Source organism: Mesorhizobium sp. P2_D1 (genome assembly GCF_056404455.1).
This window is the reverse complement of the sequence record NZ_JBFUDZ010000091.1, coordinates 1-11,665: the sequence shown is the minus strand read 5'-3', so window position 1 is coordinate 11,665 and position 11,665 is coordinate 1. Positions and strand designations below refer to the sequence as shown.

9 protein-coding genes are annotated in these 11,665 nt (G+C 61.9%); 3 read left to right on the top strand and 6 right to left on the bottom strand.

Annotated elements, in window-relative coordinates; all coding sequences use genetic code 11:
- The 3 genes from AC1D0I_RS31385 to AC1D0I_RS31375 form a co-directional block, all read left to right on the top strand.
- Positions 1–1,675, top strand: a 1,675-nt coding sequence (locus AC1D0I_RS31385; RefSeq protein ID WP_477400012.1) for a DUF5801 repeats-in-toxin domain-containing protein, incomplete at its 5' end; no start/stop codon positions are given.
- 77 nt (positions 1,676–1,752) lie between these two features.
- Positions 1,753–3,513: a type I secretion system permease/ATPase gene (locus tag AC1D0I_RS31380; RefSeq protein ID WP_477400010.1), complete on the top strand. Its 1,761-nt coding sequence runs from the start codon at positions 1,753–1,755 to the stop codon at positions 3,511–3,513.
- Positions 3,510–4,862 carry an HlyD family type I secretion periplasmic adaptor subunit gene (locus AC1D0I_RS31375; protein WP_477400008.1) on the top strand — a complete coding sequence of 451 codons (1,353 nt, stop codon included), beginning with the start codon at positions 3,510–3,512 and terminating at the stop codon, positions 4,860–4,862. The genes AC1D0I_RS31380 and AC1D0I_RS31375 overlap by 4 nt, the downstream gene beginning before the upstream one ends.
- Before the next feature lie 21 nt (positions 4,863–4,883).
- Here AC1D0I_RS31375 and AC1D0I_RS31370 read toward each other — a convergent pair whose 3' ends face one another.
- From AC1D0I_RS31370 to AC1D0I_RS31345, 6 genes are all read right to left on the bottom strand, one after another.
- On the bottom strand, positions 4,884–5,636 hold the full coding sequence (locus tag AC1D0I_RS31370) for a GGDEF domain-containing protein (protein ID WP_477228961.1): 753 nt from the start codon (positions 5,634–5,636) through the stop codon (positions 4,884–4,886).
- Between the two features lie 219 nt (positions 5,637–5,855).
- Positions 5,856–6,533, bottom strand: coding sequence for a thermonuclease family protein (locus tag AC1D0I_RS31365; protein WP_477400006.1), 678 nt, complete (start codon positions 6,531–6,533; stop codon positions 5,856–5,858).
- 82 nt (positions 6,534–6,615) lie between these two features.
- Positions 6,616–7,554, bottom strand: coding sequence for an ABC transporter substrate-binding protein (locus AC1D0I_RS31360; protein ID WP_477400004.1), 939 nt, complete (start codon positions 7,552–7,554; stop codon positions 6,616–6,618).
- Positions 7,555–7,906: 352 nt separating this feature from the next.
- On the bottom strand, positions 7,907–8,497 hold the full coding sequence (locus AC1D0I_RS31355) for a lytic transglycosylase domain-containing protein (protein WP_477400002.1): 591 nt from the start codon (positions 8,495–8,497) through the stop codon (positions 7,907–7,909).
- Between the two features lie 193 nt (positions 8,498–8,690).
- On the bottom strand, positions 8,691–9,062 hold the full coding sequence (locus AC1D0I_RS31350; RefSeq protein WP_379102391.1) for a hypothetical protein: 372 nt from the start codon (positions 9,060–9,062) through the stop codon (positions 8,691–8,693).
- 60 nt (positions 9,063–9,122) lie between these two features.
- Positions 9,123–11,665 (bottom strand): DUF5801 repeats-in-toxin domain-containing protein (locus AC1D0I_RS31345; protein ID WP_477400000.1); only part of this gene is annotated, 2,543 nt, incomplete at its 5' end.

Sequence of the window (11,665 nt, the reverse complement as noted above, 5' to 3'; positions counted from 1 at the left end):
CAGCATCTTCCTGTTCAAGGAAGGCGGTCTGGTGGTCGGCCGCATCGGCGGCGCCGGTGGGGCGGCGGCGTTCGCTGTCGCGATCAACAGCACGACCGGCGTCGTCAGCGTGGCGCAGTATGCCTCGATCCTTCATCCGACCCCGGGCGCCAGCCACGACGAAACGGTGAACATCACCGACAGCGCCTTGCTGGCGGTGGTGACGGTCACCGACGGTGACGGCGACACAGCGACCAGTTCGACCGGTATYGGCGATGCCGTGCAGTTCCAGGACGACGGCCCGACGATCACGGTGCCGTTCGACGGTGACCCCAGTACCCCAGCCGTCGAGGATGAGACCCTGCACAACGTGCTGAACGCAACGGCTACCGGAGCCTTCGGGTACGACATCGGCAAAGACAGTCACAACGCTGCATTCTACACGGGCGGTGGTTCCGACTTTGTCGACACCAACACAGGCCTCGCCGGTGTCCAGATCAGCTTGACCGGCACGGTCGATAACCCCGGCACCCCCGGCATTACCCAAGCGGTGGCGACACTGACGTCGGAGGACACCGCCAGTGCAACGTTCACCTTCTCGTTCCACTATGACAAGGACCCGATCACGGCTGGCGTGCAGGATGCCACGGCGGGCGGCACCCTGACCTTCGACAAGGCCGCCGATACCTACAGCATCACACTGACGGACCTGATCGACGGGTTCAGCTTCAACGTGCTGCACACCTCCGAACTGTTGCGGAAGGCACCTCCCGGTAACACCGGACACCCGGAACTCGTGGTGACGGAACTTGACCTCAACAACGGCACCACCGACACCAACGGATTCTATGTGCAGTTCACGGCGAACACGAACCCTGCCGGCTCTCCTTTCGGCTTCAACGGCTCGGGTGACGGCGCACCGGACGGACCGCCTCTCGACACTGCCTATAACAACGGCCAGTTCGTCACCAGCAGCTTCGAGGACTGGGTGTCGGCAACCCAATCCACGAACGGTGTCGCGGGTGACACGATCCAGAAGAACGAACTGCTGACGCTTCGGTTCTTCAACGAGAACATTCTCGGGGACGTGAACCCCGGTGCCCCCGGTGGTGGTACAGAGAAAACCACCCCGACAGACTCTGTGTCCGGCGTCGCCATCAAGTTCGACGGTATCGGGAACTCCGAGGATCTTATCGTGGTCCTCGACCTGATCGATGACAAAGGCACAGCATCCACCGCCGACGACGTCAAAACCACGAGGTCGATCTTCGTCGAGAACCAAGACTTCTTCAAGCTTTCGACCGGTGGCGTGCCGTCCCCGTACAACAGCGAGTTCACGCTCGACAACAACGACGCCCTCCTCATTATCGAGAGCAACGACTACAACCTCGCCGCCGGCGAGAACTTCAAGATTCAGGGGATGCAGATCATGCAATCCGGCAACGGGCTGGCAGGATCTGCGATTAGCCTGAACGGGATCACCGACAACCCCAACACCATCCCGGTCGAAGGCGCAAGCAGTGGTACGCAAGCTTGGGAGGCGCAGGACAACGATGTCCTCAAGATCGTGGACATCGGCTTCGTGCAGACGACCTCCGGGACCTTGAATGCCAACCTCGACTTCGCGTTCCAGGTCGCGGACGCGGACGCCGACACGACGGGGACGCAACACATACCCGTTGACGTCGTCGCCTGATCACCGAGCGACGGGAGGCAGCTAAAGTTGCCTCCCGCCATCTGCGCACGAAGCAACACCCCGCAGAGATATGAATAATGAAAGCCAACCAACAGCCCCCTGCCCTGCAAGTGGTGATGAAAGAGGCCAGACGCGCCATCCGGCCGCTTATCTGGTTCAGCGCCGGCATCAACGTGCTGATGCTGACCGGGGCGCTTTACATGCTCCAGGTCTACCACCGGGTGTTGTCCAGCCACAGCCTGGAGACGCTGGTGATGCTGTCGCTGATGGCGGCAGGGGCACTCGTCGCAATGGCGGGGCTGGAAGTGGTGCGCGGGCGCCTTCTGGCTAAAGTCGGATCGTGGATGAACGCGCGGTTGGGACCAGTTCTGCTAACCGCATCGGTGGAATATGCCGCCTCGGCGCCCGGGCATGCCAATGCCCGACCGCTGCGCGACCTCGATCAAGTGCGGAATTTCTTCACGAGCCCGAGCATCTTCCCTATCCTTGACGCGCCTTGGGCACCTCTGTTTTTCGCCGCCATATTCCTCATGCACCCTTGGCTGGGTTGGTTGGCGCTGGTCGGCGGGGTCGTACTCTTCGCCTTGGCGGTGCTCAACGAATATCTCACGCGCAAGCCTTTGACCGAGGCCGCAAGCGCACAGTCGCGGGCATACACGCAGGCTGAAGCTGCGATCCGAAACGCCGAGGTCGTCCAGGCGATGGGCATGCTAAAGCCACTGCTGGAGGGCTGGAAGGCGCAGCAGGACGAGGCGAACAAAGGACAAGTCCTTGCCGCCAACCGTGGCGGCGTCATCGCGGCCATGGCGCGTTGTCACCGGCTAGCCCTGCAAATGGCCATACTAGGCCTTGGTGCCTATCTGGTGGTTCGCAACGAAGCCTCGGCCGGCATCATGATCTCCGCCTCGATCCTCATGGGTCGCGCCTTGTCCCCAGTCGAACAAGCGATCGCCACATGGAAGGCCACGGTCGGAGCGCGTGCCGCTTACCGCCGTCTCACCGCGGTCGCCGGACAGCACCCGGAGGCCACAGCGGTTCTGCCATTACCACGACCGAAGGGGCGGTTTGAGGCCGACGACCTCGTGCTTGCCCGACAGGGTGGCGAGCCGATTCTGAAAGGGATCAACTTCCGGCTCAATCCGGGTGAAGCAATGGCGCTGATCGGCCCGAGCGCGGCCGGCAAGACGAGCCTGGCGCGAATACTGGCCGGTGCCTGGCGTCCATCCGGGGGGCGTGCGTTGCTGGACGGCATGGACGTTGCCCAATGGGCGGCGGAGGACCGTGGTCATCATGTCGGTTACCTGCCGCAGGACATCGAGCTCTTCGCCGGTACAGTTGCCGAAAACATCTGCCGCTTCGCGCAGCTCAACCCGCCGGTCTTCAACAACGTGGTCAAGGCCGCGCAGTTGGCGGGAGTTCACGAACTGATCAAGGGGCTGCCTAAGGGTTACGCCACCGAGATCGGCGAATCCGGCGCGGTGCTGTCAGGCGGGCAGCGCCAACGCATCGGCCTGGCGCGGGCACTCTACGGCGACCCGCCACTCCTTATACTGGACGAGCCCAATTCCAACCTCGACCGCGATGGCGAGGACGCATTGATCGCAGCCCTCAGCGCGGTCAAGGTGGCGGGCACGACCATCGTCCTGATCGCGCACCGACCGAATATCCTGGAGAAGGTCGACAAGGTGCTGGTCCTCAACCACGGCCAGCAAGACCTCTTCGGCCCGCGCGACTATGTCTTCAACGAACTCGCCAACCGCGCCCGCAAGGTGACCCAGATGCCAATGGGAGCCTCGCTACCAACCCTCGAAGTGGTCAAGGAAATCAAAGAAGCATGAGCCGTTCCCCAGAATTGAACGTCGTGCCGTTACCCGTCCCGCCGCCACCCTCCCTGCTGGAACCGGTACCCCTGCGTCTGACCGGCGTGACGTGCACCGGGTTCGCGATCATGTTCCTGTTCTTCGGCGTCGCCGGCGGTTGGGCGGCGCTGGCGCCTTTGGACAGCGCCGCTGTGGCACCGGGCGTTATCAAGGTCGCCGGCGACCGCAAGCTCATCCAGCACCTCGAGGGCGGCATCATCGCGGACCTGAACGCCGCCAACGGTGATATCGTCAAGGCGGGCAAGGTCCTTATCCGGCTCGACGACACACAGGCAAAGACGCAGCTTGACCTGATCCAGAACCGGATAGCAACGCGCGACGCGCTAGCCGCGCGTCTCAGGGCCGAGCGGGACGGCAAGCCGGAGATCGAGTTCGATCCGGCGTTGCTCGCAGACCCCGCTACCGCCGCAAGGGACGCGGTGGCCGCACAGCGTGACGTGTTCGCGGCGAAGCAGCACAACTTGAAGGACGAGCGGGAAATCCTCAGCCAGCGCCATAACCAGATACAGGAAGAGATAAATGGACTGAAGGAGCTCATCGTCACCGAGGACAAGCAGATCGAGGCGATCGGGGGTGAAAGCAAAGACCTCGAGGGGCTGCTCAAGAAGGGGCTGACCACGCGCGAGCGGAACCTGTTGCTCAAACGACAACAGCGGGAGATCGAGGGGGAGCGTGCGACCAACACCGCGGCAATCGCTCGTGCCAGAAGCGCCATAGCCGAGATCGACATGCAGATCTTGAACCTCGGCACAGTGCGGCTGAACGAGGCCGTCGAGGAGTTGAGCAAGGTCGAGGCGGAATTGTTTGACCTCAGGCAACAGGAGCGTTCCGCCAAGGACGTGCTGACCCGTACCAATGTCGTCGCACCGGTTGACGGCATTGTCATGGACCTGAAGGTCCACACGACGGGCGGTGTCGTGAAACCCGGCGAGACATTGATGACAGTCGTCCCGCTCGGACAACAACTCGTGGTCGAGGCTATGGTCAAACCTGAAGATGTCGAGACGATCGCCCCCGGACAGCCCGCGCGCGTCAGCTTCCCGGCCTTCGCCCGCTACAACCTGCCGCCGCTCGACGGCGTCGTGGAGATCGTGTCGGCTGACCGCATGGTGGAGGAGCGCAGCGGGGCACCGTATTTCGCCGCAACCGTGTTGATCGACAAGAGTGAACTCGCCAAGCTGGAGGGCCGCAAGCTGCTGCCCGGCATGTCGAGCGAGGCGATGATCCGGACCGGTGCTCGCACCGTGCTTTCTTACCTCGCCGAGCCGATCACGCAGAACTTCCGCCGCGCGATGCGGGAAAAATAGCTATAGGCTGCCCGAAAGCCGTCAGCTGTTGAGATGCTTCAATTCAAACCTGGCGTCATCCTGGGTGTCTGACACGCCCTGTTCGGCGAACTGAAACATGTCCGCGAACTCCATCTCTTTCTCAAACATCACGCCGCCGACCTTGATGGTCAGGGCATCCTCGGTTCCCTTTGGTGCGAAATAGACTTGGGCGACACGAGTGCGGATACGCTCGCCGATTTCCTTGGCTTCTGCTTCGGTCGCGCCTGAGAGGAATACCCCGAACATGGAAGTCCCTATGCGTCCAACCAGATCATCCGCGCGTACTGATGATTGTATGGTTATGGCTATGAGCCGCAAAGCCTCGTCGCCCCATTCAAGGCCAAAGCGCAGGTTGATGGACCGTAGATGTTCCGAATGAATGACCAGGAAGGCGCCCGAGCGTGGTCCCGGCGCCGATGGTCTTGTTGCTCTTCTTTCGACCATCGACGTGAAGACCGGCCCGTTCAGACAGCCTGTCAACCTGTCGTAGGTTCCGGACCTGTTGAGTTCCTGACGGCAGCTGCGGATTTGGATCTGCTGCCAGCCGATTAGTACGAAAAGCGGCAGACCAATGACCACGGGCAGCAGCACGGCTGTCATCATGCTGCGCCCGAACGGCGTAAACGCGTCGCTGAACAAGAGCAGATAGTTGAAGCCCAGGGAAAGGCCGAGGCTCCCGGCTGTTCCTAGAAAGGTCAGCCATGCGGCGCTTCTCCATGCCTGCGCGGAGGCGGTCGCTGTGGTTTGTGCCATTGGCTAATCTCCTGTCAGATCAGCCAGCATAGAGCCGGCGTACAGCATTTTCAGTTTCCGAGAAGCATACAATTTGAACTATGAGACCCGATACTGTTCAAGCAACCGGCTTGCACCGGAAATTTGCGCCGTAAAGGTTAATCAATGGAATGCCGACGGCCGCTGAACAATCAACGGCGGCCTCGGCGAACGCTGCTCCGGTTCTTTGAGTCTCGCAGCCTATTGTGGCGGACCGAAAATGCCCATCCCCGCGCCCTGGGCAGTCACTTGCGCTTTGCCATAGATGCCACTCGGCAGCGCCGTGGCCCAGCCGTTGGACACAAGCCAGGCGCCGACGTCCTGCTTGCCCAGCCTGCATGGGGCGGCGATGGCAAAACGCTCGACGTCCGGCGGCACGAAGCATTTCAACGCGCGTCCCCTAACCCAGGAATTGAAAGCGGCACGTGCGCGCTCGCCGCAAGGCCAGGTGACATCATGAAACGAACAGGTTCTGTCGAGGTCGATGCCCTGCACCCCGCTGATGATTACCGTCCGGCCCATAGATTCGAAGATCGCGGACGTTGCGGCAGCCGGGCGAAAGAGCAGCACCTCCCGCCAATCGTCCGGCATCGGTGTCTTCGGGGGCACAGCCAGACCAAGGTCGGTCAGCGGCGGGCGGGGCTCGACCCGTTCGAGTTGCACAGGGTCAAGCTGTGGTGGAGCGATGAGGTCTTGAGCAATCTTGCGCGTGGGTTCTCGTCGGTATGCTTCGACGATGGACGCAGCCACTCGGGTCGGCTGCGTCCCGCTATTTTGCGAAGGGGCAAGGACCGGCCGATCGACCGAAAGCAAAGCCCCGGCCTGAATGATCAGCAGTACCCCGGCCAGAAGCAGGAGGCTTCCGAGCGGGATCGTCAAGCGGCTGCGGCCCAACCCAACCATCAGCCAGCCCCCCTCGGCCAATCTCTACCCATCAGATTGACCGGGTTCCAAGGGCCGATCAGAAACCCGACGTTGATTTCGCAACCAGTTTGAGCGCGCCCTTTTGAATCTGGTAGAACGGCATCGATCGTTCACTGGATCCGTCAGCCCGAAACCGAAACAGACCTGTCGACCCACGAAACCCGTTTGGATTTTCGAGAACCTGCTTGCTGAAGCCGTCGGGCCCGACCGCACTGGCAACCCCTGCTGTCAGCGCAACCATATCATAAGCATAGGCCACATTGACGTCGGCCGGGTAGTTGTATGTCGCCCTGAAGCGGTCGGCGATCGGTCCGGTTTCGCGTTGATCGAGCGTGGCGATATATGCCCCCTCAAACAGCGGATCCATGGGGTGCTCCAGCCACCGATTGGTTCCGACGACGGAAATTGCCTTTCCCGGAATGCCCTTTGATCTGAGGGCGGCAAGGATAGGCGATGGGCTGCCATCGCCATTGGCGACGATCACAGCGTCGGGAGTGTCCACGAGCGAGCCCATTTCGTCGACAGCCTTCGCGCCACCGTCGCTGGCCGAATACGGGACAGTGACCGCGAGCGTCGCACCATAGATGCTGAGGCCGTTCGCGACCCGCTTCTCCACGGCGCTGGCGTTTGAGCCTTCCGCGACAAGCAACACGAACTTCTTGCCGCCTTTGGCAGCGAGCCCCGCAGCGCCCGCCGCGGCACTGTCGGCTTCGCTGAGTCGCACGGCATAAACCCCGGCACCGCCTGCGAAATTGTCGGCAAGCGCCAGCACCGGTGGACGCTTCGACCCCGACAGCGTCGCAATATGCTGGGCTGCCGGCAGTTCGGTTGGGCCGATGACCACTTTCGACCCCGTCGTTATCGCACTTATCGCCAATTTGCCGGCCTGTGCGCTGTCGCCTTTCGTGTCCTCTACCGTCAGCGTAAGCAATCCATTGCCAACATCCGTCATCGCCAGCTTGGCGGCATCGAGCATCTTCCTGCCGTTTTCCCCCGCCGTTCCTGGAGCCGACAATGGCAGCAACATCGTGATTTTTGTCGAACCGGTGCCCAGCGACTGGGTCGCCTGGGCAGCACCGGCACCCGCGTCGCCAGTCTGCCCGCCAGGCGCGGCAATCGCCGCCGGATCGAGCACTTCGGAAACACCGCCTTTCGACTGGCAGCCTGACAATGTCGTGGTGAGCGCAAACGCGATTGCCCATGTCCGCAGACAGCGGCCCTGTCGGCCAGCTTCCATGATTGCTCCACCCAATGTGCCGCCGAGTATGCTTCCCGGTCTGGTCTTCAACGCATGTTACGGCGCACTTGGCGCGCCGTCTGTAGTTTCTTTAGCCTTCGAAAAGCCTGGCTCTAAGCGCCTTGATCTGTCTTGCTTGGCCGGCAGTCCGATAGTCGGCACATTTCATGTATCGTGGCCCGGGCACGAACACGCGTCGCACGCAAACGCCTTTTCCCTGGGCTGGAGCCCCACCCTCTCCTACCGACTGAAATGCGGAGAAGCCGAATGTCGCCACCGGCAACGGCCCGGTCACTTCAATCCCTTGCCTTGCGAGGATCGCTCGCGCACGCTGGCAGTAGCGGACCGAAAGCGCCGAGAACCGGCTTTCATTGTGCCCGGCGCGATATTTCATGACGGTGGTGCACAGGTCGCCCTCGGCCAGCTTGTTGGCCTGGGCAAGATATCTGACCCCAAGCGCGATGTTGGTCGCCGGCGCGCTGAGGTCATCGAGGGAGCCTCGAAAGCCGAGCATTCGCGCCGTCGCCGGCATCACCTGCATCAGGCCGACTTCGCCGTTGGCGCCCTCCACGTCAGGATCGAACCCGCTTTCTATCTCCATCACGGCATGCGCCAGCACCGGCTCCAGGCCATAGATCGATGCCTGGCAGCTCCAAACGCCTTGAAGGTCTGCCGGGTCCACTGCGTAACCGCGTCACAGTGCGTCGGCCGCGTCAAGTCGGACGACCGTTCCACCGAAGGTCGCTCCAGCCAGTTGGCGCGGGCCGGCGTGACAGTCTGGCCAAAACCGACCAACGCGATCGCTGCGGCGATCGCCCTCAAAAAGGATCCGTCGGCTATCATGATGGCCAACAGGCGTCGGTTCGCTTATCCGGTCAGTGCATGTACTCGACCATGCGATCGTGAAAACACTCGCATTTGTTGAGGGTATCTTCGTCGCGATAGTTGGTTTTCAGGTAGCCATAGGCCATGCCGCAAGCGACCTTGGCTTCCGATGCCCAAACGAAGACCGGCCGGGACGAGTTGATCCACTCAGAGCTGTTGGCGGCGGCAACTGACTCGTCCATCAGCTTGACCACCTGCTCCTTGAGGTCGACGATGTTGTCGGTCAGCACCAGGTTGGACGTCCCGACGACACGACAATAGTCGGCCGACGGACCTTCGATGATGTCGGCGGCATAACCCGTCGACCCGACTGCCAGCAACAGCGTCGCAGCGGAAACCAGCAGTCTTGCAGAACGATTCATGGATGATCTCCCTCGATATTAGCAATGTATAACATAGTCGCGTGACCGAGCGCCATGCCGTTAAACCTGGTTTGCCGTCGTCGTGTGCTGGGTTACGCCGTCGTCGTAGAGCAGCGTGATCGTGCTGGCGACGGGGTGGTTTGTCAGCTGGGCCACTTCGACGAAATTGGCCGGATTACCCGAACCGCTGGTGTCGACACTGAGCGTGCCCGTGCCCGCGTCGTAGTTCACGAAGTTGCCGACATTCGCCGGAGTCGAGTCGAACAGGGCCGTAAGGTCGATCTTGTCGCCCTGACCGCCATTGTAGTCGGTGATGAGGTCCTTGATGTCCAGACCGTCGAGCTTGAACGTGTCGGCTCCGGCGCCGCCGGTCATTGTATCCTGGCCTGCACCGCCGATCAGGACGTCGTTGCCCGCGCCGCCGATCAGTGTGTCATTGCCAGCGCCACCATTGAGGGTGTCGTTGCCACCGCCGCCCGCAAGATAATTGGCTGCCAGATTTCCGAACAGGTAGTCATCGCCGGAACCACCGATCAGGCCCTCGATGCCGGTAAGGGTATCGCCGGTGGCATCGCCGCCGCCGATGGTGCCAAGTCCCGGGTTGGTGAATGTCACCGGTGCCCCGGCTGCATGTCCGTCATCGGCCAGATGGATCGAAATCGCGGCAAGGCTGCCGGTGTAGTCGACGATGTCGGTTCCCGCCCCGCCAGAGATCGTGTCGGTGTGCGTGCTTCCAGCGATCACGTCGTTACCGGCTGTCCCGGTAAGGGCGAAGTTGTTGGACCCATCTCCCGCAACCACGTGAATGGCGAGCGGCTGCGTGCCAGTGGTATCGCCATCCTTGTCGGTCGCGGAGACTGTAAAGGCCAAATTCTGATCCTGAGGCAAAACGTTATGCGTAAGGGAGATGTTCGAGAACTGAGCGCCTTGCCCTGAAACGTTGACCGCGCTGACCTGCAATTGGTTGAAGCTGATAGACGGATCAATCACGAATGTTCCGGTTGCCGTGATGGATATGTCACCGGACGTGGATACGTTGGTGAGCGTGTTGGTCGCAACCCAGTGGAAGGTTCCTCCTGCACCGTTCAGCGAATTGACCACCAAACTCACGGAGTCGTTCAACTCGGCACTGGTGCTGGCCGGATTATCCACGCCGAGTCCAGTTCCGGAAGTGTGGAACTCCATTGTGAAGCTTTCATTCCCACCTACGAAGGTATTTGAGACGCCAAATCCATTGTTGTTGGAGTTGATCCCTCCCGGGCTTGAAAACTCGATATGGCCATCGGTGGTTTCGCGCCAGTTCGGCCCGCCAGCAGGAAGGTTCTGTAGCGAATAGGTTATTGTCGTGCCGGCATCGGGCTTCAGGAGGTCGAACTGGTACGTTCCATCCGGCCTTACCGTGAGATCAAACACCTCGGTTGCACCGGCATTCGCGTGCAGTGTAGTGGCGCCATCCGCAGCGGTCGTTGTGCTGTAGACAATGCCCGCGATCACCGGACCCGTGATGCTGAAATGGTCGATGCTGTCGGCACCCGGCACTAGCGAGAACAAGCCAGCGACAGATCCCACCTCGTTCGGGATCGTGCCCGAGGTAAAGGAGCCTAGCGAGGGCCCGTCGTCATGGAAGGACGCCTTGGAACCGAGGTCGATCGACTGCGAGGCCGTATCACCGTCGCTGTCCGTCACCGTTGCCGTCAGCGTTACCAGGCCCGAGGCCAGGTTGATGCCTTCGGAACTGTCGGTCGGGTTGTCGACAGTGTTCTGGTGCACCGCACGGTCCTGTGTCAGCGTTACTGCGCCGGTCGCCGTGTTGGTGCTCAGTGTGAACACCAGGAAGGCCACATCACCGCTGTGCCCGGATACATAGCCGGACACGGTGTTGCCGCTCTGGGTCAGCACCACCGCAGTGTTGGTGGCACTGTCGATCAGGTTGGTGGTCACGCCCGGAGCCGAGATGCTCAGGCCATAGCTGGTGGTGGCACCGTCGGCGCCCTGCACAGCCGTGAACACACCGGCAAAATTCTGCGTGTCCGTGGCCGATCCTGCCGGGCCGACACCCGAACCGGCAATGCCGTTGGTCGCCGCGGTCAGATAGCTCTCGTCGACGTTTAGCGCCGGCGCTACGCCGGTGATGGTGATCGACGGGCCGTCATCCAGGAAGGTCACCGCGCCGCCGACGTTGATCACGCCGGTGCTTGCCGTGTCGCCATCCGCATCCGTCACCGTCGCCGTCACGCCGATCTTGCCGGCCAGCGTCAGCGCGTCGTTGTAGGCCGCCGCCGTCGAACCATCGACCAGGTGCTCRAGCGCGACGTTCTGCACCACCGTCAGCTTGCCGTCCGAGCCGATCGACACCGTGAACGCCGTGTGCGTCGCACCGTCGTTGTATTGGCCCTCGATCGTGTTGCCGACCTGCACCAGCGTGATCGCATGATCGCCCTGTGCCGTTGCCAGCCCGGAGTTCGCCTGCGTCACCGACAAGGCATAGGTGGTCGTTCCGGCGCCGTCGGCGCCATAGTTCGACGTCACCGTCACGATCGCCGCAGCGCTCGTGGCCGTCATCAGCGCCGGGTTCAGCACGCCGTCCGTCGTCGCACCGTTGT

What these genes read in the sequence shown, in the direction of transcription:
- AC1D0I_RS31380 (WP_477400010.1), top strand. Translation starts at nt 1,753, where the DNA reads ATGAAAGCCAACCAACAGCCCCCTGCCCTGCAAGTGGTGATGAAAGAG.
- AC1D0I_RS31375 (WP_477400008.1), top strand. Translation starts at nt 3,510, where the DNA reads ATGAGCCGTTCCCCAGAATTGAACGTCGTGCCGTTACCCGTCCCGCCG.
- AC1D0I_RS31370 (WP_477228961.1), bottom strand. Translation starts at nt 5,636, where the DNA reads ATGGCACAAACCACAGCGACCGCCTCCGCGCAGGCATGGAGAAGCGCC.
- AC1D0I_RS31360 (WP_477400004.1), bottom strand. Translation starts at nt 7,554, where the DNA reads ATGCTCGATGCCGCCAAGCTGGCGATGACGGATGTTGGCAATGGATTG.
- AC1D0I_RS31350 (WP_379102391.1), bottom strand. Translation starts at nt 9,062, where the DNA reads ATGAATCGTTCTGCAAGACTGCTGGTTTCCGCTGCGACGCTGTTGCTG.